We start from the raw sequence: 22,303 nt of genomic DNA on the forward strand, positions 1-22,303 counted from the left end.
AACGGCTAATGAGTCAACGGCCAATGAATCAACGCTCAATGAATCAACGACCACCGAGTCAGCGGGCAATGAGTCAATGACCCGAAACCAATGACCCCTGAGGCGTAGCGGTTATGCGTATCCCCTTATGATCGTTTGCAGCATCGATCGAAACGGGAACTCGAAAGGAGAGGGGTATGACGCAGGCACGTGCGGTACAACTGACGGCGTTTGGCGGGCCGGAAGTCATGAAGCTGGTGACGCTCGATCTGCCCGCGCCCGCTGCGGGTGAGGTTCAGCTCAGGCAGACGGCACTGGGGTTCAACTATCTCGACGTGTATCAGCGGACCGGCAAGTATCCGCTGCCGACGCCGACGGGGCTCGGACACGAGGCGGCCGGTGTGGTCGAGGTGGTGGGTCCGGGCGTCGACGGTGTGCGCGTGGGCGATCACGTCGTCTATATGAATGCCGGCATCGGTGCGTATGCGGATCGGCGCAACGTCGCTGCGAACAAGGTCGTCAAGGTGCCGGCGGGTGTCGACGATGACGTTGCGGCGGCCCTGTTCTTCAAGGCGATGACCGCGCAGTATCTGGTCAGGAAGACCTATCCGATCCAGAAAGGCGACATCGTGGTCGTGCATGCGGCCGCGGGTGGGGTCGGCCAGATCCTGAGTGCGTGGGCCAAGGGGCTGGGCGCGACGGTGATCGGTACCGCGGGCTCTGCGGCGAAATGCGAAGTGGCTCGCAACGCTGGCTGCGATGTCGCGATCGACTATTCCGCGAGTGACTGGGTGGAGCGGATCATCGAAGCGACGCAGGGCAAGAAGGCGCGTGTCGTCTATGACTCGGTGGGCCAACACACGTTTATGGGTTCGCTCGATATTGCCGCGCCGTTTGGCTATGTCGTCGTGTATGGGGCGGCGTCGGGCCCGATCCCGCCGTTCGAGACCGAGCTGCTGAATCGCAAAGGGTGCCTCTACCTCACACGGCCGTCGGTCTTTCCCCATAACGCCGACGTGCAGGCATTGCGTGCGAACGCAGCGGACGTGTTCGACGCATACGCCCAGGGGATCATCCGCGCCCATATCGGCGCGCGCTTCGAGCTCGCGAATATCGCCGATGCGCATCGGGCCGCGGAGTCCCGTGCAACAACCGGGGCAATCGTCATTACGCCGTGAGCGATGTCGCTGGATCACCCCAGGCGTTCGCAGGAATCGCCTCTTTCAGGAAACGGGCATAACGCGTGTGCATTAGCTTGAGTGCAGACGCTTTGTCGATCTGAAGCTCAAGTTTTTCTTCGAGAAACTTGAGTCTCGACCGGTTTTCGTCAATCACCTGCGCCCATGTCTTTGCGTAAATGGTGACGTCGTGTCGTTGGTAAATCAGGCCCGGCGCATCAAGCGATGAGCGAAACGGTACGTATTCGCCGAGTTCATCGCTGATCACGCAGAATTGCCATGTCACGCCCGCTTCCCTGAACCGCGGATCGTCCATCACGGTACGGGCGTACTTCTCGATCTGACCGACTTCCGCAACATCGATCTTGACACCCGGCGCCTTAAGCTCGACGACAAGGTGCGTCAACGTTCTCGGTCGATGAAGCCGCGTGGCCTTCGACAACATGAGATCGACGATGCCGCCACCCAGCGTGGGGTGGCGCACCGGCTCATCGATCGCCACATGCTCGCCGAGCAATCTCTTGTGCGCGCGCAACACTTCAGTCAACGATCGATCATCGACTGACAGGGTGAAGTCCTCACCGAAGAGCCAGCAGTTCTCGGCAATAATCCGGTGCAGTTGAGAACGCTCTTTGATTCGCTTTCGCGGCGTGTCGTCGAACAGAATGGCTTCGAGGCCCGAGAGAAAGCGCAATCGCTCCGTAACGAGGCTCGCGGTGCTGCAAACGGCTGGAAGAGACGTATCGGCCAGCACCGCCGAGATCGATTCCTGTTGCTCACGAGGCAGATGCAGGACCTCGTCGAGAATGCGCGCGAGCGCCTTGGGCTGCGTTTCGATTGCATGCCGCAGCATTCGTAGCTGAAAGGCACGGTCCATTGCGGGAGCCGCACCAAACCCAGGGAGATGGGTGGCGATGACGCTCGCCACTTTCGAAAAGATCTCTCGCTCGACGGTTTCGGCAGCAGTACTCGGCTCCCCGTCGAACGGATAGATTCCTGCTGCTTTCCAACGGTCGATCAGGCTAGTCCAGTCGGACACGTCATCTGCAGGCGGAGAGCCGGTCAAGTGCGCGGGAGCGCCGGCGTGAGGGCGGTGCGCGCTCGTCGCCCCGTACATATCGGTCGCATCGTGATCGGTTGATTCGGGCATGGATTCTCCTCTGGTCCGCGGCGAGTGCAGTCGTGCGACGCCTCGTACCCGTACGAAAAAACGCGGGTGGAAGTAGGTAAAGTCCGCGTGCATGCGCGCTTGTCTGCATTGCATGGACTTCGCAGTGACCGGTATTAATTTACTATCGACGCAGAGCGGAGAAAGGCGCATTCGCTGTCAGCGTTTTCCGAATTTGATTGTCGAAGTGCTTTGCCTCATGTGGCCGACGATCGAACATCGCTGCCGACGCTGTACCATGTCGAACGATCCGGCGCTGAGTCACAGGTCTCGCGCCCAACCGAGAGCCTGAAAGATGAATCGCTTCACCGAGCCCGAAATTGATGCCGTCTATCGCGCGATCTACGAGCGACGCGACATGCGTCACTTTGTGCCCGGGCCGGTGGATGCGCAGACCCTCGATCGCCTGATTCGTGCGGCGCACCATGCGCCGAGCGTCGGGTATATGCAGCCCTGGCGGATCATCCGCATCACGCGCCCCGAGATTCGGACTGCGTTGCACGCAATCGTTGAAGCGGAGCGTCAGGCGACTGCTCAGGCGCTCGGTGAGCGTGAAGATGCGTTTATGAAGCTCAAGGTCGAGGGGATTCGCGAGTGCGGCGAGGTGCTGGTCGTCGCGCTGATGGACGGGCGCGAGAAATACGTGTTTGGCCGGCGCACATTGCCCGAGATGGATATCGCATCCGTGGCCTGCGCCATTCAGAACATGTGGCTGGCGGCGCGTGCGGAAGGTCTGGGCATGGGATGGGTTTCGTTGTTCGATGAAGACGCCGTGCGCCAATTGCTGGGCATGCCTGCGGGTGCCAGGCCGTTGGCGATCCTGTGCCTGGGGCACGTCGAAGCGTTTTACGACAAACCGATGCTCGAGGCGGAAGGCTGGGACACGCGGCGCAAGCTCGATGTTTGCGTGTTTGAAAACGCGTGGGCCGCACCGGCTGCGACCGAACCTGTTCAGTCACCCGACAAGGCGTAGCGCCTCACACGCTCAGTCCACGTACTCCGGATTTTTCGTTTGCATCGCGGCTCCGGCAATCGCCGTCAATTGCTCCCTCAGCCATTGATGAGCCGGGTCAGCCTGCATCCGGGGGTGCCACGCTGCGGCGAGCTCGAATCCCTGAACTTCGATCGGCAACGGCAGCAAATCGAGTTTGTCCGCGAAGCGCCGCAAAAAGCGCTCGGGTAACGTGCAGACGAGATCCGTCGCTTCGAGCACGAGTGGCACGAGGTGATACTGCTGAACCGAAATCGATACCTCACGCGTGAGTCCGCGCTCGCGCAAATGATCGTCCATAAAGCCGTGAAAATGTCCACCATCGCCTGACACGATCACGTGCCTGAGTGCGCAGTAGCTGTCCAGATCCGGCGGCGTGAGTCCGCGAGGGTGCCCCTTGCGCTGTGCCATCACGTATCCGTCCTTGAGCAGTGGACGCTGCTTCATCGCGCGCGGCACCGTAAAAGCGGCCGCGACGATCAGGTCGATTTCTCCACGCTCCAGCAGCGGCGCCGCGACCTCGATCGGTGCACTCCGAAAACCGAGGCGTATGCCGGGCGCCTGATCGGTCACGCGTCGCATCAGGTCGAGCCCGACCATCACGAAGCCGTTGTCACTGGCGACGATCTGGAACGTTCGTCGATCCGTCGCCGGGTCGAAGTGCGCGCCATTCTGCAGCACGGCATTGAGTTCCCGTAGCGCCGATCTCAAGGGCGCGCGAATCGCGAGTCCTCGCGCCGTGGCCGTCATGCCCCGGCCGCTTTCCGCAGGAATCAGCAACGGATCCCCGACGAGTTGGCGCAAGCGCGCGAGTTGGGCCGAGAGCGCGGGCTGGCTGATATGCAACCGCGCGGCCGCGCGCGTGACGTTGCATTCCTCGAGCAGCATATCGAGCGCGGCCAGCAGTGCGAGGTCGGCGCCGCGCAATCCCTTGGGCATATCCGTCATTTGGATAGCTCCTATACAGATGATCGATTTCAAATATAGCAAGCCTGAGCCGACACTGTGGCTTTCGCGCGCGGAACGGGGGCGAACGGGCTGGTTCGCGGCCGGCAATCGGGATGTCGGTCGAGCCCCTGATTTGGAACCCCGGCAAGCGCGGCAGCTTTGTAAAGGGATAGGTCATGTCGATTCCACATCATGAGCGGCGTCCGCTACAGGCGCTGGCCAGCGCCAATTTCGCGCTAGGGAGCATGTCGTATGGCGTGGTCGGTGCCTTGCCGGCATTGGCTCACGACTGGGCTGTCACGCCCGGACACGTGGCGCTGCTTGTCGCGGCATTTTCGATCACGTTTGCGGTCGGCGCGCCAGTGCTTCAGATGCTATTTGGGCATATGCGGCGGCGTACGTTGCTGCTGGCGGGCCTGGCCGGCATGGCGATCGGCTCGATCGGGTGTGCGTTGGCACCGAATTTTGCGTGGTTGCTAGTGTTTCGCGTGCTCGCGGGCATCGGTGCCGGTGCTGTGAGTCCGCTTGCCTCGGCGATCGGCGCGGGGCTGGTGCCGGGCGAGCGGCAGGGACGCGCGCTTGCCATCGTATTTGTGGGCGTGACTTTGTCGAGCGTGATCAGCGCGCCTGTATCGGCATGGGTCGCCCACGTATTGGGCTGGCGGGCCGTCTTTGCGTTGCTGGCGACGCTTGCGATCGCAAGCGCAGGGTGGATCGTGTCCGTCGTCGACGATGCCACCTACGGGATTCGCATGGAGCCCAAGGGCCTGATTCAATTGCTGACGCGTCCGGCGACGGCATCGGGGCTCAGCGTGGTGCTGTTGCAGACGGGCGCGTTCTTCGCGACCTACACGCTGATCCTGCCGCTGCTGCATGCGTGTTTCGGTGCGAGTCTGACTCAGGGAGCGGCGGCGCTGTTTGTGTTCGGTGTGACGGGGATTGTCGGTAACTTGATCGCACAGCGGGCCTCGCAGCACTGGTCAGCGGACCGATTGTTGCTCGTCTCGATCGGCGCGATGGCCTCGATGTTTGTCGTGCTTGGCGCTCTGTCGATTGTCGGGGGACACGGCGCGGTCTTTCAATATTCCGCGGTCGCGCTGTTGATCGTGTGGGCGCTTGCGCAGGATCTGTTCTATCCGTCGCAAATGCGGCGCGCGGTATCACTCGAACCACCGTATCGAGGGATGGTGCTCGCGCTGAATTCGTCGGGGATCTTCGCCGGCGTGGCGTTGGGCTCGAGTCTCGGCGGACATGTCGCCGATCACTTCGGGGTGGCGTGGCTGGCGCTCGTTTCTGCGGCGCTGTCATTTGCAGGACTAGGGATGCTGATTCTGTCGCGGCGGTACCTTGCTCATCGAGGCGGCAAGGCATGCACTTCGCTATCGAGCACGCCAGCATAAGGGACGTCATGCTGACTTTGTCAGCGATTGAGTCAGCGTTCGGGTCAGTAACCTGTCGCCAACTGCGCAAAAGCCCGGCCATCACAGGGATGAGCCGGGCTTTTGTACTGGCGCTTGCTTTTAGCGGGCACCCGATGCGTTGGCGAGACGGGATCGATGTCGAAGTCGGTCTCGTCAATCAGCCTTGATTGCCGCGGCTCGAAGCACCTGCAACCCAGCGTTGCGGTTCGCTCGACTTGCCGAATTGCACTTGATACATCGCCTTGTTCTGCGCGACTTCATCAGCCGTGGGCGGGTACTGCGTATCTGTGGTCGGGATCACGCCAGCACGTTCTGCATCGACGAGCTGAGCACGCACTTGTTCGCGGGTCAGGCCCGAGGTCGATTGGGCGAAAGCGGAGCCGACGACAGCGGAAAGAGCGACGGCGGCGAAAGCGGCGATAGCGAGCTTCTTCATGATGTGGCACTCCTGAGCAAAGTTGGATGAAGGTCCGTCACGCTGGTTTGCTTCGTTCACCGTTGTGTCTGACCATGGGATGCATGATGCGACCCGGGCTCCGACTGTCTGCTGACATGACTATGACAAAAACGTCATGGGGATCGCCTGCCGGGCAATCCTCTCGTCACGCACACGCACACGCACACGCACACGCACACCCCGAAGCCGAAGCTGAAGCCGAAGCACGGGCTAGGCGTTAAGCGCGGCGGCACTCGCTCAGGCAGGACACGCGAGCACCCGTTGAACATCGCAGGCATTCCCCTCGATGGCGTGAACAGTGTTTTTCACACCGCTGCGCAAGCTACGCCAGAAAATGGGTTGACTCACATTTAGATGATACATATCATCTAAATCATGATGTCGCTCAGGAGCACAGGTGATGAGGAAGTCGAAACTCGAAACGGCAGAGACACGCCGCCGCATCGTCGAGGTTGCCGCTCGCCGGTTTCGGAGTCAGGGCATCCATGCAACAGGGTTGTCCGATCTGATGTCAGAGGCGGGGCTCACACACGGCGGGTTTTACCGCCACTTCGAATCAAAGGATCAGCTTGTCGCAGAAGCATGCGGGGTCGGATTCGAGTCGGTTATCGAGGCCTTCGAAGACGCGGCAAGCAAGGCCGCCGAGGGGGAGGCATTCAAGTCGATTGTGGGGAGCTACGTCTCGACTTCGCACCGCGACAGCACGACGGGCGGATGTCCGATTGCGGGCATGGGTAGCGAACTGGCACACGGCGATGAGGCAACGCGCGCAGCGGCGGCCAAAGGATTCAACGACATGGTGGACGTACTTGCCAAGCGGATCCGGCGGAGAAACGCTGATGCATCACACAGCGACGCCGTGTTCGCCATGGCGGCGATGATCGGTGCAGTGACGCTGTCACGCATCATCGCCGACCCGGAAGCGTCTGCGTCGGTCTTGCAAACGGTGAAGCAGCATCTCGGTGCTGATTGAGTCAGGGCCGCGGGTTGGGCATGCCGTGGCTTTTTTTTAGATCTACATGTGCATATGCACGATTTGAGTATGGCATCACACGCTGTGGCTGTGACTCGCCATCGTCGGTATCAGCAATCCCCGCACTCAGGACGAGTGCACCTAACCTTAAACGGAGTTTGAAATGAAACAACGCAAGTATCTGGTCACGGCAGCCACCGGCAAGACGGGCGTCTATACGGTCCAATATCTTCTTGACTCGGGTCACGCGGTTCGCGCCCTCGTTCACAGCGAAGACGAACGCGCGGAATCGTTGCGCAAGCTGGGTGCCGAGGTGATCGTGGGCGATCTTCTCGAACATGACGACGCCATCCGCGCCACGCAAGGTGTCGACGGCGCATACCTGTGCTATCCGGTTCGCCCGGGATTCATCCAGGCAACCGCGTATTTCGCGGATGCGGCGCGCCGCGCGAATCTCTCGGTCGTCGTCAATATGTCGCAAATCTCGGCACGCGAGGACGCGAAGAGTCACGCCGCGCGCGACCATTGGATCGCCGAGCGCGTGCTGGACTGGTCGGGTGTCCCGACTGTTCACATCCGTCCCACTTTCTTTTCCGAATGGTTCGTGTTCCCTTGGGTTCGGGACTCGATCGTCAAGGAAGGGAAGATCACGCTGCCTTACGGTCAAGGACGTCATGCACCCATCTCCGCAGAAGACCAGGCACGCGTGATCGCGGCGCTGCTCACTGACCCGGCAAAGCATATCGGCAAGACCTATCCGTTGTTCGGGCCGGTTCAACTGAATCACGACGAAATCGCAGAAAAGATGAGCACGCTGCTCGGCCGCAAGATCGTCTACAGCCCTTCATCGCTGAAGGAGTATCGCGAACGGCTCGAGTCGTATCGTCTGCCTGAATTCATGATTCAACACTTTGAGGAGGTGGCCGTGGACTATCAGAACGGCATCTTCTCAGGCGAGAACAATGTCATCGCCGAAATCACCGGCAAGGCGCCACAGACCGTAGAAGCGTTCATTGAAGCCAACCGCTCGGCATTTGTTGCGTAAGCGATCGGGCACGCGATCCGAGAACGGATCGCTGCCCAGTCATCTTGCGCGATAGACGACGTTCGTGACGTTGCCGCCCTCGTGTGCAAAAGCCCGGCAATCGCCGGGTAGGTCCACGTACCGAACTTGCCAGCGATTGAGTCACCGATTGAGCAGCAGCGAGTGAATCGACGGTGAGTCAGCATTCGGGCCAGTAGCCTGGCGCCAATTGCGCAAAAGCCCGGCCATCGCAAGGATGGGCCGGGCTTTTGCGCAGGCGCTTGGCTTTTAGCGAGCGCCCGACGACATTGCGTGACGAAGTCGAAGTCGCGCTCTTCAATCAGCCTTGATTGCCGTGGCTCGACGTGCCTGCGACCCAACGTTGCGGTTCGCTCGACTTGCCGAATTGCACTTGATACATCGCCTTGTTCTGCGCGACTTCGTCGGCGGTAGGCGGGTATTGCGTATCCGAGGTCGGGATCACGCCGGCGCGTTGAGCGCTCACGAGTTCAGCGCGGACTTGTTCGCGGGTCAGGCCCGAGGTCGATTGAGCGAAAGCGGAGCCGGCGACAGCGGAAAGAGCGACGGCGGCGAAAGCGGCGATAGCGATCTTCTTCATGATGTGGCACTCCTGAGCAAAGTTGGATGAAGGTCCGTCACGTGGGTTTTGCTTCGTTCACCGTTGTGTCTGACCATGGGATGCATGATGCGACCCGGGCTCCAACTGTCTGCTGACATGACTATGACAAAAACGTCATCGACGGGCATGTTTGGCGGTTGGCCCAACCCGACGTATGAACCGGCAAAAACCGCGACCACCGGCTCCGCCAGCACCAGCACCAGCACCAGCACCAGCACCAGCACCAGCAACACTAACTACCCATCACTGAACATCACCCATCACCAATGCAAAAGGGCTGAGTTCCGTGCAACACAGAACTCAGCCCTTCGTGACCACCTGATAATGCGAGACCCGCGACGCGACGCGCGCGTCGTAACTTAACCCTCGCTACGCAACCCCACGCGATATTGCGTCGTTTGCCGATATGTCTGGCCCGGACGAATAATCGCAGGCGCCGGATTCGCGCTATTGACCTCGTTCGGATACCCGCCCGTTTCGAGGCAGAACGCCGCATGCTTGCGATACGTCACGCCGTCCTTGCCGCGCACACCTTCAAGGTGATTACCGGAGTAGAACTGCATGCCGCGTTCGGTCGTTACTACGTCCATCTCGCGGCCGCTTGCCGGGTCATAAACGTTTGCGACGTGACGCAACGTACCGACGTCTCCGGACAGCATGTAGCAATGATCGAAGCCGCCGGCCCGCGCCAATTGCGTATGGGGCCAGTCAAGCCGCGCGCCGATCGGTGCCGATGTCCGGAAGTCGAATGCGCTGCCCGTCACTTCGGCGACACCCGTCGGTATCAGTTCGTCATCGACTTCGAGGAAGTGATCCGCTGCGATCGACAACATGTGTCCGCGAATATCGAGGTCGCGGCCGCTTAGGTTGAAGTACGCATGGTTGGTCAGATTCAGCGGTGTCGGCGCATCGGCCACACCGGTGTAATCGATCGTGAGCGTGCCGTCGTCGTCAAGCTGGTACAGCACTTCAACTTCGACCGCACCCGGAAAGCCTGCATCGCCTTCGGGCGACTCATATCGCAGCCGCAATCCGCCGTTGTCGGGCTCGACTTCCCAGAGGCCACGATCAAAACCGGTCGTGCCGCCGTGAAGCAGGTTATTGCCTTCATTGCGATCGAGCGTGTATTCGATGCCGTCGAGCTTGAAGCGGGCACCGCCGATGCGGTTTGCCCAGCGGCCGATCAGCGCGCCCATGAACGCACGGATGTTCCAGTAGTCCGAAGGCGTGTCGTGGCCGAGCAGGATGTCGTCAAGCCGTCCCGATCGATCCGGCGTGTGCCAGCTCAGCAACGCGCCGCCGAAATCGGACACGGTGATCTTCATGTCCTGCGCGTTACGCAGGGTGAAGCGGCGTACCGTATCGCCGGACGGCAGGGCGCCCCAGACTTCGGAAGCAATGGTGTTCGTGCGCATGCTCAAATAGTGGATAAATCACGCCCGGGATTGGGCTGTCTTGACCAAGTCCGCAAGTGTAGACGCAGCTTGCGATGAACGGTGCACCGTCGCACCGTGTGTGTTGCCTTGTGTGTTGTCTTCCGGCACTTCGCCGCTGTCCGCCTGGGCGCGCAGGCGCTCCTGGAATTCCTTCGGCGTGCAGTCAAGCTCGCGCCGGAACACCGCATACATGTACTGCACCGAAGTGAAACCGCAACGGATCGCGACTTCAGCATTCGAGACTTCGTTCTTCGCAAGCAATGCCTGTGCGTGCTCGAGCTTGTGACGCAGGATCTCCTGGTGCACCGTGCGCCCAAGCTCGCGCCGGAAGTGCTCTTCGAGCGATGACCGCGAGACGCCCACGTAGTCGGCGACCTGCTCGGTCTTGATGCCCTGACAAGCGTACTGCCGAATAAAATGTCGCGCACGCATGACGTACGGGCTCGCGAGCGGCTGGTGGTCGGTCGATTCGAGCACGTTGATGCCGACCGGCGGCACGCGAATGACGGTGCCGGGGAAGCGCGCACCCAGCAGCATGCGATGCAGCAAGTGGGCCGCGGTGCGACCCATTTCTTCGGCGCCCTGGATCACCGACGTAATCGGAATGCGCGTGAGCGTGCGCGTCAGCGGATCGTTGTCGACGCCGACAATCGCCACCTGCTCGGGCACAGGGATATTGGCCTGCATGCAGGCCTGGAGCAATTGACGCGCGCGCGCATCGGTCACGGCAATCACGCCGACGGGCTTGGGCAGGCTCGCAAGCCACGCCTGCAGGCGCTCGATCGCTTCGTGCCAGCCCAAGGCCGATGTCGACAGGCCGCGATAGATTTCGCCTTCGAGTCCGTCGGCGGCGAGCAGCTTGCGGAACGCGTGTTCACGCTCCTGCGCCCAGCGATTGTTCGGGTTCTCCGGCAGGCTGTACATCGCGAAGCGCGGCAGGCCCGCACCGATCAGATGGTCGTAGGCGAGCTGGACGACCTTGGCATTGTCCGTCGCGATATACGGTACTTTCTCGGGATAGAAGGTGGTGTCCTCATAGGACGAACCGACCGCCACCACGGGTAAATCGCAATTCGATAACGTTTCCGCCACGGCGGGATCGTCAAAATCGGCAATGATGCCGTCGCCGTCCCAGTGTTCGATGCCATTGAGGCGCGCCCGGAAATCTTCCTCGAGGAAGAGGTCCCAGGCTACGCGTGTCGACAACAGGTAATTACCAATACCTGTGATGATCTCGCGGTCATAAATCTTGTTCGCGTTGAAGAGCAATGCGATACGGTGTGTCGTTTGCGCTTTCTTCATCGATTATCACGGGAAGCCTCGCGGGACGGGGCTCGCCGTTGTCTCCATTCAGTGCAGTAAATCAGGGTTTGCCCGAAGGTTTTGCCTGTCTGCCTTTTTAATGAAACCCATTGTAAAAGGTCATGCCCAATGGCGCGTTGCGAAATGATAAAACGCCACCCGGGATGGCCGATTTCGTAATTGCCCGAATCGGCTCGTTTTGGCAGCATGAACCGCCATTTATCAAGGGATATTGCGTCATATGTTTATCGGTATCGATCTGGGCACTTCCGGTATCAAAGCCGTCCTGCTCGACCGCGACGGTCAGGTTCGCGCGACCGGCACTGCACCCCTGACTGTACAGCGTCCGCACGACCGGTGGTCGGAACAGTCGCCGCAGGCCTGGTGGGACGCGTTCGCGATCGCGCTCGATGCGACGCTCGCAGCGGGACGCAACGCAGGGATCGATCCGAAATCGATCGAAGCCATCGGCCTTGCTGGCCAGATGCACGGTGCGACCTTGCTCGATGCGAAGGGCGATGTGCTGCGTCCGGCAATTCTCTGGAACGACGGCCGTTGCGACCTCGAGTGCACCGAACTCGAAGCCGCCGAACCGAGCCTGCGCGCTGTTACGGGCAACCTCGCGCTGCCGGGCTTCACGGCGCCGAAGCTCGCCTGGGTCCGCAAGCACGAGCCGGAGGTGTTCGCCCGGATTGCCAAGGTGCTGCTGCCCAAGGATTATCTGCGCTACCGCATGACCGGCATCTTCGCGAGCGATATGTCTGACTCGGCCGGCACGTTGTGGCTCGATGTTGCCAAGCGCGAGTGGAGCCCGAAGCTGCTGGCCGCGTGTGGACTGACGGTCGACCATATGCCCGCGCTGTACGAAGGCAATCAGGCGGCAGGCGTGCTGACGCCGGAAGTCGCGAAGCGCTTCGGCCTCAATGAGATTCCTGTCGCGGCCGGTGGCGGCGACAACGCGGCCGGCGCGATCGGCGTCGGTATTGCGAAGGCAGGCCAGGCGATGCTCTCGCTCGGCACGTCGGGTGTGTATTTCGCGGTGTCGGATGGGTTTGTTTCGAATCCGCTCAAGGCCGTGCACAGTTTCTGCCATGCGCTGCCGAAGACGTGGCATCTGATGTCGGTGATGCTCAACGCAGCAGGCTGTGCCGACTTCACGGCGCGCGTTGCGGGATATCCCGATGTCGGTGCGTTATTCGCGGATGTCGAGGCCAATGGCGCAGGCAGCGGCGCGCCGCCGGTCTGGTTCCTGCCGTATCTGAGTGGTGAACGTACGCCGCACAACAATACGCGCGCCAAGGGCGTGTTCTTCGGTCTGACGCCCGATACGCAACGCACGGATCTCGCGATCGCGACGCTCGAAGGCGTGAGCTTCGCGCTGCAGGACGGGATCGATGTGCTTCATGAAGTGCTGCAGCCGAACGAGATCGCCGTCATTGGCGGCGGCTCGCGCAGCCAGTACTGGACGCAGATGCTGGCCGATATTTCGGGCATGCCGCTCACGCTGCGCGCCGGTGGCGAAGTCGGTCCGGCACTGGGCGCCGCACGTCTGGCGCATCTCGCGGTCGATCCGAGCGCGACGCTCGACGCCGTGTGCCCGCAGCCGCCGGTGGTCGCGGTTCGCGAACCGGACATGAAGCGTCACGCGTACTACCGCGACGAACGTCGCCCGACGTTCGCAAAGCTCTACGAGGCGCTCAAGCCGGTGTTCTGAGCCCGGGTTTCACGCGAAGGAACGACACCGCCGCAAGGCGGTGTCACGTAGCGCGCGCCGCCATGCGCGCTACCGGCAGTAACAAGCAAGGAATGCAACAAGCAGGGGAAGCAACATGCAGTACCAAGCCGCAACCAAGCCGCGATACCAAGCGGCATCAAGCTGTACGCAGGTGTAGTTGGCAACAGAAAAATGAAGAGCCCGTGCGATAACAAGCATAAGAGCAGCAATCACCCTTTCCGTCTGGAGTGGAGACAATGAAACTGAACAAACTGCAAAGCCTGGTTTACGGCGCCGTCGTGGCCGGCCTCACGCTCGCCGCCCCGCTGGCTCACGCAAGCAAGGATCACCCGGAAATCGGCTTCTCGATCGACGACCTGCGCGTCGAACGCTGGTCGCGCGACCGCGACTACTTCATCGCTGCAGCTGAAAAGCTCGGCGCGAAGGTGTCGGTGCAGTCGGCTGACGCAAGCGAAGAACGCCAGATCTCGCAAATCGAAAACCTGATCTCGCGCAAGGTCGACGTGATCGTGATCGTGCCGTTCAACTCGAAGGCACTCGGCAACGTGATCAACGAAGCGCACCAGGCTGGCATCAAGGTCGTGTCGTATGACCGCCTGATCCTCGATTCGGACGTCGATGCGTACATCACGTTCGACAACGAGAAGGTTGGCGAGATGCAGGCGCAAGGCGTCTACAACGCACAACCGAAGGGCAACTACTTCCTGCTCGGCGGCGCGCCGACGGACAACAACGCGAAGATCCTGCGCGAAGGCCAGATGAAGATCCTGAAGCCGGCCATCGACAAGGGTGACATCAAGGTTGTCGGCCAGCAATGGGTGCCGGAGTGGAGTGCTGCAACGGCCCTGCGCATCATGGAAGACGCGCTGACGGCGAACAACAACAAGATCGACGCAGTCGTCGCTTCGAACGACGGCACGGCAGGCGGCGCGATCCAGGCGCTGGCTGCGCAGAAGCTCGCAGGCAAGGTGCCGGTCTCGGGTCAGGATGCCGACCTCGCGGCTGTGAAGCGTGTGGTCGCCGGCACGCAGACGATGACGGTCTACAAGCCGCTGAAGCTGATCGCCAGCGAAGCAGCGAAGCTGTCGGTCGAACTCGCGAAGGGCGAAACGCCGTCGTACACGACCAAGCTCGACAACGGCAAGAAGCAAGTCGACACGATCCTGCTGAACCCGATCCTGCTGACGAAGCAGAACGTCGACACGGTCGTCAAGGACGGCTTCTACACGCAAGCCCAGCTGTCGGGTAACTGATCGGCGCAAGACCGGTCTGCGGCCGCCCACGGGCGGCCCATGCACGACCTATACAAGGCGCGGCGTGCCCGAGCGATCGGCGCGCCGCGTTCTCGCATCGACGGGTAGCAAGTCCGTTACGCGAAGGAGAACAGATGGGAACGCCTCTGCTGGAAATGCGCGACATCAAGAAGTCGTTTGGTGGCGCGAAGGCACTCGACGGTATCGACCTCAAAGTGTCGGCCGGCGAATGCGTCGGCCTGTGCGGCGAAAATGGCGCGGGCAAATCGACGCTGATGAAAGTGCTCTCGGCGGTGTATCCGCACGGGACCTGGGACGGCCAGATTTTCTGGGACGGCCAGGAACTCAAGGCGCAGAACGTGCGCGACACCGAACATGCCGGCATCGTCATCATCCATCAGGAACTGATGCTCGTGCCGCAGCTGTCGGTTGCCGAAAACATTTATCTGGGTAACGAGATCACGTTGCCCGGCGGACGCATGAACTACGGCGCGATGTATCAGGGCGCCGAGAAGCTGCTCGCCGAACTGAATCTGAAGGACATCAACGTCGCGCAGCCCGTCATGAACTATGGCGGCGGTCATCAGCAGTTGATCGAAATCGCCAAGGCGCTCAACAAGAAGACGCGCCTGCTGATTCTCGATGAGCCGTCGTCGTCACTGACGTCGAGCGAAACGGAAACGCTGCTGCGCATCGTGCGCGACCTCAAGAAAAAAGGTGTCGCGTGCGTCTATATCTCGCACAAGCTCGACGAAGTCGAAGCAGTCTGCGACACGGTCGCCGTGATCCGCGACGGACGCCATGTCGCGACCGTGCCGATGGCTGAGCTCGATCGTGGCAAGATCATTTCACTGATGGTCGGACGCGAGATCACGCAGCTGTTCCCGAAAGAGCCGCACGATATCGGCGACGTGCTGATGGAGGTCCGCCATGTGACCTGCCAGGACACGACGAATCCGCTGCGCAAGCGCGTCGACGACGTGTCGTTCTCCGTGCGCGCCGGCGAGATTCTCGGCGTCGCGGGGCTGGTCGGAGCCGGCCGTACCGAGCTGATGCAAGCCGTGTTCGGCGCCTATCCGGGCCTCTATGAAGCCGAGGTCCTGATCGAAGGCAAGCCCGTCAAGATCACGTCTCCGCTCGACGCGCTGGCTGCGGGTATCGCGATGGTGCCGGAAGACCGCAAGCGTCACGGCATCGTGCCGGCGCTCTCGGTCGGCCACAACATCACGCTCGCCGTGCTCGACAAGTTCTCGAAGTTCGGACGCATCGATTCGGCGGCGGAACTCGACACGATTCGCACCGAGATGAAGCGGCTCGCGATCAAGGCTGCTAGCCCGATGCTGTCGATTGCCGACCTGTCCGGCGGCAACCAGCAAAAGGCCGTGCTGACCAAGATGCTGCTGCCGCATCCGAAGGTCGTGATTTTTGACGAGCCCACGCGCGGTGTCGACGTCGGCGCGAAGTACGAGATCTACAAGCTTATGTTCGAACTCGCGCGCCGCGGCATGGCCATCGTGATGGTCTCGTCGGAGTTGCCTGAGGTGCTCGGCGTCAGCGATCGCGTGTTGGTGATCGGCGAGGGCAAATTGCGCGGCGATTTCGTCAACGAGGGCCTGACCCAGGAACGCATCATGGCCGCGGCGATCGGCGCCCAGGCGGCCTGATCCTCCCATACCCGGCTAGCACTTATTTCGAAGGACCGGATCCATGCATTCACAAAAATTCCAACAGTTCTTCTCGCGCTACAAGATCCTTGCGCTGCTGATCGCGATCGCCATCATCTGGGCGTTCTTCGCATCGCTGACGCAGGGCGCGTTTCTGACGCCGCGCAATGTCTCGAACCTGCTGCGCCAAATGTCGATCACGGGCATGCTCGCGAGCGGCATGGTGTTCATCATCATTTCAGGTGAAATCGATCTGTCGGTCGGCTCGTTGCTCGGCTTGCTCGGCGGCATCGGCGCGATCCTGAACGTCACGCACAACTGGCCGATCGCGCCGACCGTCGCTGTCGTGCTCGTCGCGGGCCTGGCGCTTGGCGCGTTCAACGGTTACCTGTCGACGTATCGCCGGATTCCGTCGTTTATCGTCGGCTTGGGCGGCATGCTGGCCTACCGGGGCGTGCTGCTCGGGCTGACCGGCGGCTCGACGATTGCGCCGGTGTCCGATTCGTTCGTGGTCATCGGCCAGGGCTATCTGCCGCGCATCGTCGGCGATGCACTGTGCGTCGTGCTCTTCCTGCTGCTCGCTTTCCTGACGTTCCGGCAGCGTCAAAGCCGCATGAAGTACCAGCTCGCCGTCGTGCCGTTCTGGCAGGACGTCGTGAAGGTCATCGCCGCGGGTCTGATCCTGTTCGCGTTTATCGCCACGCTCGACAACTACGGCGGCATTCCGGTGCCGGTGCTGTTGCTGCTGGTCGTGCTGGGCGTGTTCACGTATATCGCGACGCAGACCGTGTTCGGACGCCGTATCTATGCGGTAGGTTCGAATATGGAAGCCACGCGTCTGTCAGGCGTCAATGTGAACCGCGTCAAGCTCACGATCTTCTCGCTGATGGGCCTGATGGCGGCGTTCGCGGGGCTGGTCAACACCGCACGTCTCGCAGCGGGGTCGCCTTCGGCCGGGAATATGGGCGAACTCGACGCGATCGCCGCGTGCTTTATCGGCGGCACGTCGATGCGTGGCGGCTCGGGCACGGTCTACGGTGCGTTGATCGGCGCGCTCGTGATGGCGAGCCTCGATAACGGCATGTCGATGCTCGACGTCGATGCGTACTGGCAGATGATCGTCAAAGGCACGATTCTCGTGCTCGCGGTCTGGATCGACGTGGTGTCGGGGTCGAATCGCCGCTGATCGGTCACCGATCGTTCACGATTGATATCGGTCAATACGGTTTTCGAGGGGCTGACTTAGCCTTTCTGATGGCTTGACCTGAACGGATGTGAGTGGACACAAACGGCACGCCAGCGAGCGTGCCGTTTGCGTTTTCGGGCGGCCTGCTTGCCGGCGATGCGTCGTCCGGAGTGTCGTCCGCCCGGGTGCAATCGTCCGGCGGCGACCCTCCGCCGGCGTTGCGCCCGGCTCTGCACAGGTCAGGCACACGGTTTGCGCCTGACGCGCGTCCGGGGCACGCCTGACTCCCCTCGCTGTTTATTCGGGTTAGACTTGTCGCCGTTCGTTCGCTGCTGGCGGGCCGTGGCGCGATCCGCTGCGGCAAGGATTGGGCCGCCATCCGGGCATCTGAAACGCAACAGAACAACGCACAGAGCGTTAGCGGAGTCGTCGAGCATGCACGCAGCCCCCCCGTTGGAATCCGAAGACGCATCGTCGGGCAGTACCACGCCGACCCCGCGCAAGCGTGATTTGCGACGCGTCGATATTCACCCCGATTTCTGGTACCCGATCGCGTGGTCGCCCGAGGTCAAGCGAGGCAAGACGCACGGCACCACCTTTGGTGGCGACCCCATCGTGCTGTTTCGCACCGAAGCCGGCGTCGTGCACGCGCTTGAAGACCGTTGCGCGCATCGCCAGGTGCCGCTGCATATGGGGGTCGTGGAAGGGGATGGGATTCGCTGCGGATACCATGGCTGGACATACGATTGCTCGGGCAAATGCACCGATGTGCCGTACCTCGGCAAGGAGCGTTTGCCCAACGGCGTGCGTTCCTACCCGTGCCGCGAAGAGCAGGGCCTGATCTTTATTTTCCCGGGTGACGCCGCCAAGGCCGCCGACGTGCCGTTCCCGCGACTCGGCTCGGTGGCCGATCCGAAGTACAAGACACGACGTTTCGGGCGCGAAGTCGCGTGCCACTACAGCTTCATGCACGAAAACCTGATGGATATGAACCATCAGTTCCTGCATCGCCGTCAAATGGGGCAGATGCGCGCGCGCTCGCTCGGACGCCGCAAGGGCGACGACTGGGTCGAAGTCGACTACACCTTTGCCCGCGAGGCGGGGCGCCAGCCGATCGGCGAGGCGCTGGTGTTCAAGCAACGTCGTACGGCGTCTACCGAGCAGGCCAAGGACGTCATGACGATCCGGACGCAGTATCCGTATCAGAACCTGAAGATCGTCAGCGGCAGCGGCACGCTCGTGATGGAACTGTGGATCTGCTATATCCCGCTCGACAAGGAACAACGGACCAACCGGACCTTCGGCCTGCTGTCGATCCGCAAGCCCGGCTGGCCGGTGCTGCTCGATCTTGCATGGCCCGCGCTGGTCTGGTTCACGGAACGGATCTTCAAGGAGGATCGCGAGATCGTCGAGCGCGAGCAGCTCGCTCACGATCGTCAGGGCGCGGACTGGAATCACGAAGTCTTTCCGGTGATCAACGATCTGCGCGCCTTGCTCGTCGAGTGCGGCGCTCCGCCGGTCCGGCTCGTCGACCGGCGCTTCGCGTTGTTGCCACAAACGGCGGCCGCCACGGAATAGTCTGCCTCTGCCTGTCTCTGACAAAGTCGTGCGCCGGAGTGCGTGATTCCGGCGTGGGGTGTCTGCCTGGTCGCGTAGTTTTTTCCCGGCGCGGCCCGATTTTTTACACCTTTGCGCTGTAACGTGCCGATGGCCGGGCTGCCGTGATCGCGGCGGATCGGCCGATTGCGCCCCGGTTCTGGCCGCTTTGTTCACCCTTTGCCCGCAATTGGCACGAAGCCTGCGGCGCTGTCGCTCACAACATTCCGATCCTGGAGGCGACAGCATGCACATCGACCCGACCGGCTGGTATCCGCTCGAACAGTACTCACCGGTGCGCGAGGGCTGGTACGAAGTTCAGCTCGTGAGCGGTGAAACGGCGTTTGCAAAGTACAGCGACGGCAAGTGGACCGAGAAGCCGCCGCTCGTTTTTACACACTGGCGCGGCCTTTCCAAAGATCCGTCGAAGGTGCGCGATGCGGAGACGTTCGGCGCCGATGTCGCGGCGGCAGAGGGCGTGCGTGCGGTCTGGAACGCGTTTTTCCCGGGAGCCGGGAACGAAGCGCACAAGCCGATGTGAGTGTCTGTCGGCAAAGGGTAGAAAGCAAAAAGCCCTCGCAACCCGTTCAAGGTTGCGAGGGCTTTTTTTGATCACGGTGTGATCACGAATTGGCGGGGCGACCCGTCTTGACCGTCTCGAGTTCGCCGATGGCGGCAACCAGGCGTTTGATCGGCGCGGCTTCGAGCAGCAGGAGGCCGGCACGCAGGAGTTCGCTCTTCTTCACGTGCACGCCTTCGTCGAGGCACTTTTGCTTGAGTGCAGCGATCTTGGCGTAATCGGACTTCGGCATCGTGAAGCTGTCGCGTACGACCTTTTCAACCTTCGGTGCCTTCGGCTTCTTGTCCTGAACGGCCTTGTCCGCAGCGGGCGCGGCTGCAGCCTTCTTGCTGCTGGTCGTCTTGGGCGCCTTGGGTGCCGCTGCCTTCTTGTCGGCGGCCGGCTTTTCCGCCTTGGCCGTCGCCTTCACAGGTTTGGCGGGCTTGGCAGGCTTGGCCGCCTTGGCGGGTTTCGCGGTCTTGGCCTCGGCCTTGGCCGCGGGTTTCACAGCGGCAGTCTTCTTGGTCGCGGCGGGCTTCTTCGCGGCGGCCGCAGCTTTCGGGGCAGCGGACTTGGCTTTGCTGCGCGTCGCCGGCTTGGCGGCGTCTTGCTGGGTTTCGTCAGCTTGCATGGTGTCGCCCTTGGGAAAATGGAACACTTTGTTGGTCGGGGCCTTGGTCTTCGCGGTAGTCAATGCGGTTCTCCGGATGTTAAATACCGAAACAGTATATACCGTATGAAATGCCGGTCATCCGTATCGACCCCCGGTCGGGCCGGTCATTGTTGCGCGGCGCTCTCGGCAAGCGTTTCGCAACGGTGCTAAGGTATGGCGCTGCCCGGCGGCCCTGCGCCGGGTTTTTCACGAACGAGCCCTGACCTTGGACCCCACCGAGACCACTCTAGCCGCCGTTCCGAGCGTGTTCGACCGCTCGGCGGCCGTCGGATTCAGCCTGAATCCGCTCGATCGCCTGTCGCCGTTTCGCGACGACGATGCGTTTGTCGACGAAAAACGGCAGCACGCCTCGACGCGCTATATGGTGCTGGTCGGTGATGTCCCGGTACTCGCACGGCACGGTGAGCAGTACAGCGTCCTGTTTTCGCGGACGGCGCTCGCGTCGCTCGGCACCCCGGTGCGCGATATCTTTCTGGGCGTCGACGCGGAAGGCGTGGCCTTTTTTGCGGTGTCGCTCGATAAGGACATGGCCGAGCGTGTCGCACAGCAGCCGAATATCGAACTCGTCGACCTGCGCGCGATCGCGATGCGAGGACTCGTGTCGGCGGACGTGCTCGGTGAGCTCGGCGGGGCCAAGGCCATGCTCGACTGGCATGCGCGGCATCGATTCTGCGCGAATTGCGGTGCGCCCAGCCGGGTGTCTGCGGCGGGCTGGCGTCGTGAATGTGACAACTGCGGAGCGCAGCATTTCCCGCGGGTCGACCCGGTCGTGATCATGCTCGCGATCGATGGCGACCGTTGTCTGCTCGGACGGCAGGCACGGTTCGCCCCAGGCATGTATTCGGCGCTGGCGGGGTTTCTCGAACCCGGTGAAACCATCGAAGACGCCGTGCGGCGGGAAGTGCATGAAGAGGCGGGCATTGACTGCGCGCACGTCACGTATTTCGCCTCACAACCCTGGCCGTTCCCGTCGTCGCTGATGATCGGCTGCTTTGCGCGCGCGAGCAGCACCGAGATTGTCGTCGACACGACCGAACTCGAGGATGCACGCTGGTTCTCGCGCGACGAGGTGCGCGACATGCTGGAAGGCACCCACGCTACGGGGCTTTCCGCACCCAAGCCGTTCGCGATCGCCCATCATCTGCTCAAGGCCTTTGTGGACAACGACACCACCGTGCTTGGCGCTGCGGTCTGACGTGACCATTCATAACCTCGCACGCCGCCTCGATCTCACGACGCTTCAGCTGTTCCTGGCCGTGCACGAGGAAGGCACCCTCACGCGTGCGGCGGAGCGTGAAACGATCGCGGTATCGGCGGCAAGCAAGCGCCTGCTCGAACTCGAGCAGGCCGTCGGAGCGTCGCTATTCGTGCGCCAGGCGCGCGGGATGACGCTGACCGCGGCCGGCGAGACGTTGCTTTATCACGCCCGGCGCGTGCTGCGCGACGTTGAAAATATCGGCGTCGAACTCGCGGAACATGCGAGCGGTGTACGGGGCTACGTCCGGATGATGGCGAACCTGTCGGCGATCGTCGAGTTCCTGCCCGAGGATCTGCGCGCTTTCCTCGATGCGCATGCGCGCGTCAAGGTCGATCTCGAAGAGCGCCCAAGCGGCGGGGTCGTTGAAGCCGTAGCGGACAGCCTTGCCGATCTCGGCATCTGCTCCGGAGAGTCCGATACACGGGGGCTGACCGCAACGCACTACCGGCATGACCAACTCGTGGTCGTCATGCGGCCCGATCATCGTCTTGCGCGACGCAAGTCCGTGCTGTTCGCCGATACGCTTGACAGCGATCATGTCGGGCTGCACTCGGCGAGCTCGATCAATATGCGCACGCACCTCGCCGCGCAACAGGCGGGACGACCCATGCGCCTGCGCATCCATGTGCCGGGTTTCGATGCGGTGTGCCGGATGGTTCAGGCGGGCATGGGGCTCGGTGTGTTGCCGCTCGACGTGTTCAACTTTATCGGTCGCGCGCTCGATCTCCGCGCCGTCAAGCTCGAAGATGAATGGGCGCGCCGGCAACTGATCATCGTGACGCGCGAAGTCGAATCGCTTTCCCCGGTGAGCCGTCTGCTATTCGATCATCTCGCATCGGTCGAAGCCGGCCGGGCGGCGTAA

21 protein-coding genes are annotated in these 22,303 nt (G+C 61.9%); 13 read left to right on the forward strand and 8 right to left on the reverse strand.

The window, feature by feature from the left end; genetic code table 11:
- Positions 1–176 precede the first annotated feature (176 nt).
- Positions 177–1,157, forward strand: coding sequence for a quinone oxidoreductase family protein (locus tag ACMFWR_RS28365; protein ID WP_413195704.1), 981 nt, complete (start codon positions 177–179; stop codon positions 1,155–1,157).
- Here the strand turns inward: ACMFWR_RS28365 and ACMFWR_RS28370 are convergent.
- Entirely contained in the window at positions 1,147–2,307 is a 1,161-nt protein-coding gene (locus tag ACMFWR_RS28370; RefSeq protein WP_413195705.1) for a histidine kinase, read from the reverse strand. The two genes, ACMFWR_RS28365 and ACMFWR_RS28370, sit on opposite strands and share 11 nt — an antisense overlap.
- A 313-nt stretch (positions 2,308–2,620) precedes the next feature.
- Between ACMFWR_RS28370 and bluB the strand changes: the two genes are divergently transcribed.
- On the forward strand, positions 2,621–3,298 hold the full coding sequence (bluB, locus tag ACMFWR_RS28375; protein WP_413195706.1) for a 5,6-dimethylbenzimidazole synthase: 678 nt from the start codon (positions 2,621–2,623) through the stop codon (positions 3,296–3,298).
- A 12-nt stretch (positions 3,299–3,310) separates the two neighbouring features.
- Here bluB and ACMFWR_RS28380 read toward each other — a convergent pair whose 3' ends face one another.
- On the reverse strand, positions 3,311–4,264 hold the full coding sequence (locus ACMFWR_RS28380) for a LysR family transcriptional regulator (protein ID WP_413195707.1): 954 nt from the start codon (positions 4,262–4,264) through the stop codon (positions 3,311–3,313).
- 176 nt (positions 4,265–4,440) lie between these two features.
- Here ACMFWR_RS28380 and ACMFWR_RS28385 point away from each other — a divergent pair, with 176 nt between their 5' ends.
- Entirely contained in the window at positions 4,441–5,664 is a 1,224-nt protein-coding gene (locus tag ACMFWR_RS28385) for an MFS transporter (protein WP_413195708.1), read from the forward strand.
- A gap of 178 nt (positions 5,665–5,842) precedes the next feature.
- Here ACMFWR_RS28385 and ACMFWR_RS28390 read toward each other — a convergent pair whose 3' ends face one another.
- Positions 5,843–6,121 carry a DUF4148 domain-containing protein gene (locus ACMFWR_RS28390; RefSeq protein WP_413195709.1) on the reverse strand — a complete coding sequence of 93 codons (279 nt, stop codon included), beginning with the start codon at positions 6,119–6,121 and terminating at the stop codon, positions 5,843–5,845.
- Between the two features lie 421 nt (positions 6,122–6,542).
- On the opposite strand from ACMFWR_RS28390, the gene ACMFWR_RS28395 reads away from it, so the two are divergent.
- Together ACMFWR_RS28395 and ACMFWR_RS28400 are read left to right on the forward strand one after the other, a co-directional pair.
- Positions 6,543–7,115, forward strand: coding sequence for a TetR/AcrR family transcriptional regulator (locus ACMFWR_RS28395; RefSeq protein WP_413195710.1), 573 nt, complete (start codon positions 6,543–6,545; stop codon positions 7,113–7,115).
- Positions 7,116–7,278: 163 nt separating this feature from the next.
- Positions 7,279–8,160: an NmrA family NAD(P)-binding protein gene (locus ACMFWR_RS28400; protein WP_413195711.1), complete on the forward strand. Its 882-nt coding sequence runs from the start codon at positions 7,279–7,281 to the stop codon at positions 8,158–8,160.
- Positions 8,161–8,479: 319 nt separating this feature from the next.
- Here the strand turns inward: ACMFWR_RS28400 and ACMFWR_RS28405 are convergent, their stop codons facing one another.
- The 4 genes from ACMFWR_RS28405 to ACMFWR_RS28420 form a co-directional block, all read right to left on the reverse strand.
- Positions 8,480–8,758, reverse strand: coding sequence for a DUF4148 domain-containing protein (locus ACMFWR_RS28405; protein ID WP_413195712.1), 279 nt, complete (start codon positions 8,756–8,758; stop codon positions 8,480–8,482).
- Positions 8,755–9,012, reverse strand: a complete 258-nt coding sequence (locus ACMFWR_RS28410; RefSeq protein WP_413195713.1) for a hypothetical protein — start codon at positions 9,010–9,012, stop codon at positions 8,755–8,757. Before ACMFWR_RS28410 ends, ACMFWR_RS28405 begins: the two co-directional genes overlap by 4 nt.
- A 126-nt stretch (positions 9,013–9,138) precedes the next feature.
- A complete protein-coding gene (locus ACMFWR_RS28415) occupies positions 9,139–10,194 on the reverse strand; it encodes an aldose epimerase family protein (RefSeq protein WP_413195714.1) in 1,056 nt (351 codons plus the stop codon).
- 18 nt (positions 10,195–10,212) lie between these two features.
- Entirely contained in the window at positions 10,213–11,517 is a 1,305-nt protein-coding gene (locus ACMFWR_RS28420; RefSeq protein WP_413195715.1) for a XylR family transcriptional regulator, read from the reverse strand.
- A 241-nt stretch (positions 11,518–11,758) separates the two neighbouring features.
- Between ACMFWR_RS28420 and xylB the strand changes: the two genes are divergently transcribed.
- From xylB to ACMFWR_RS28450, 6 genes are all read left to right on the forward strand, one after another.
- Positions 11,759–13,231, forward strand: coding sequence for a xylulokinase (gene xylB, locus ACMFWR_RS28425; protein WP_413195716.1), 1,473 nt, complete (start codon positions 11,759–11,761; stop codon positions 13,229–13,231).
- 257 nt (positions 13,232–13,488) lie between these two features.
- Positions 13,489–14,505 carry a D-xylose ABC transporter substrate-binding protein gene (gene xylF, locus ACMFWR_RS28430; protein WP_413195717.1) on the forward strand — a complete coding sequence of 339 codons (1,017 nt, stop codon included), beginning with the start codon at positions 13,489–13,491 and terminating at the stop codon, positions 14,503–14,505.
- A 134-nt stretch (positions 14,506–14,639) separates the two neighbouring features.
- Complete coding sequence (xylG, locus tag ACMFWR_RS28435; protein WP_413195718.1) at positions 14,640–16,169, forward strand: D-xylose ABC transporter ATP-binding protein; 1,530 nt, start codon at positions 14,640–14,642, stop codon at positions 16,167–16,169.
- 43 nt (positions 16,170–16,212) lie between these two features.
- A complete protein-coding gene (locus tag ACMFWR_RS28440; protein WP_413195719.1) occupies positions 16,213–17,355 on the forward strand; it encodes a sugar ABC transporter permease in 1,143 nt (380 codons plus the stop codon).
- Positions 17,356–17,790: 435 nt separating this feature from the next.
- Entirely contained in the window at positions 17,791–18,933 is a 1,143-nt protein-coding gene (locus ACMFWR_RS28445; RefSeq protein WP_413195720.1) for a Rieske 2Fe-2S domain-containing protein, read from the forward strand.
- A gap of 265 nt (positions 18,934–19,198) precedes the next feature.
- Complete coding sequence (locus ACMFWR_RS28450) at positions 19,199–19,492, forward strand: hypothetical protein (RefSeq protein WP_413195721.1); 294 nt, start codon at positions 19,199–19,201, stop codon at positions 19,490–19,492.
- An 82-nt stretch (positions 19,493–19,574) separates the two neighbouring features.
- On the opposite strand, the gene ACMFWR_RS28455 is transcribed toward ACMFWR_RS28450, so the two are convergent.
- Complete coding sequence (locus ACMFWR_RS28455; protein WP_413195722.1) at positions 19,575–20,204, reverse strand: hypothetical protein; 630 nt, start codon at positions 20,202–20,204, stop codon at positions 19,575–19,577.
- Between the two features lie 184 nt (positions 20,205–20,388).
- Here ACMFWR_RS28455 and nudC point away from each other — a divergent pair, with 184 nt between their 5' ends.
- Together nudC and ACMFWR_RS28465 are read left to right on the forward strand one after the other, a co-directional pair.
- A complete protein-coding gene (gene nudC, locus ACMFWR_RS28460) occupies positions 20,389–21,378 on the forward strand; it encodes an NAD(+) diphosphatase (RefSeq protein ID WP_413195723.1) in 990 nt (329 codons plus the stop codon).
- A gap of 1 nt (position 21,379) precedes the next feature.
- Positions 21,380–22,303, forward strand: coding sequence for a LysR family transcriptional regulator (locus tag ACMFWR_RS28465; protein WP_413195724.1), 924 nt, complete (start codon positions 21,380–21,382; stop codon positions 22,301–22,303).

This window comes from Pararobbsia alpina (assembly GCF_965118125.1).
Lineage (GTDB): Bacteria > Pseudomonadota > Gammaproteobacteria > Burkholderiales > Burkholderiaceae > Pararobbsia > Pararobbsia alpina_A.

What these genes read in the sequence shown, in the direction of transcription:
- ACMFWR_RS28365 (WP_413195704.1), top strand. Translation starts at nt 177, where the DNA reads ATGACGCAGGCACGTGCGGTACAACTGACGGCGTTTGGCGGGCCGGAA.
- ACMFWR_RS28370 (WP_413195705.1), bottom strand. Translation starts at nt 2,307, where the DNA reads ATGCCCGAATCAACCGATCACGATGCGACCGATATGTACGGGGCGACG.
- bluB (WP_413195706.1), top strand. Translation starts at nt 2,621, where the DNA reads ATGAATCGCTTCACCGAGCCCGAAATTGATGCCGTCTATCGCGCGATC.
- ACMFWR_RS28380 (WP_413195707.1), bottom strand. Translation starts at nt 4,264, where the DNA reads ATGACGGATATGCCCAAGGGATTGCGCGGCGCCGACCTCGCACTGCTG.
- ACMFWR_RS28385 (WP_413195708.1), top strand. Translation starts at nt 4,441, where the DNA reads ATGTCGATTCCACATCATGAGCGGCGTCCGCTACAGGCGCTGGCCAGC.
- ACMFWR_RS28390 (WP_413195709.1), bottom strand. Translation starts at nt 6,121, where the DNA reads ATGAAGAAGCTCGCTATCGCCGCTTTCGCCGCCGTCGCTCTTTCCGCT.
- ACMFWR_RS28395 (WP_413195710.1), top strand. Translation starts at nt 6,543, where the DNA reads ATGAGGAAGTCGAAACTCGAAACGGCAGAGACACGCCGCCGCATCGTC.
- ACMFWR_RS28400 (WP_413195711.1), top strand. Translation starts at nt 7,279, where the DNA reads ATGAAACAACGCAAGTATCTGGTCACGGCAGCCACCGGCAAGACGGGC.
- ACMFWR_RS28405 (WP_413195712.1), bottom strand. Translation starts at nt 8,758, where the DNA reads ATGAAGAAGATCGCTATCGCCGCTTTCGCCGCCGTCGCTCTTTCCGCT.
- ACMFWR_RS28415 (WP_413195714.1), bottom strand. Translation starts at nt 10,194, where the DNA reads ATGCGCACGAACACCATTGCTTCCGAAGTCTGGGGCGCCCTGCCGTCC.
- ACMFWR_RS28420 (WP_413195715.1), bottom strand. Translation starts at nt 11,517, where the DNA reads ATGAAGAAAGCGCAAACGACACACCGTATCGCATTGCTCTTCAACGCG.
- xylB (WP_413195716.1), top strand. Translation starts at nt 11,759, where the DNA reads ATGTTTATCGGTATCGATCTGGGCACTTCCGGTATCAAAGCCGTCCTG.
- xylF (WP_413195717.1), top strand. Translation starts at nt 13,489, where the DNA reads ATGAAACTGAACAAACTGCAAAGCCTGGTTTACGGCGCCGTCGTGGCC.
- xylG (WP_413195718.1), top strand. Translation starts at nt 14,640, where the DNA reads ATGGGAACGCCTCTGCTGGAAATGCGCGACATCAAGAAGTCGTTTGGT.
- ACMFWR_RS28440 (WP_413195719.1), top strand. Translation starts at nt 16,213, where the DNA reads ATGCATTCACAAAAATTCCAACAGTTCTTCTCGCGCTACAAGATCCTT.
- ACMFWR_RS28445 (WP_413195720.1), top strand. Translation starts at nt 17,791, where the DNA reads ATGCACGCAGCCCCCCCGTTGGAATCCGAAGACGCATCGTCGGGCAGT.
- ACMFWR_RS28450 (WP_413195721.1), top strand. Translation starts at nt 19,199, where the DNA reads ATGCACATCGACCCGACCGGCTGGTATCCGCTCGAACAGTACTCACCG.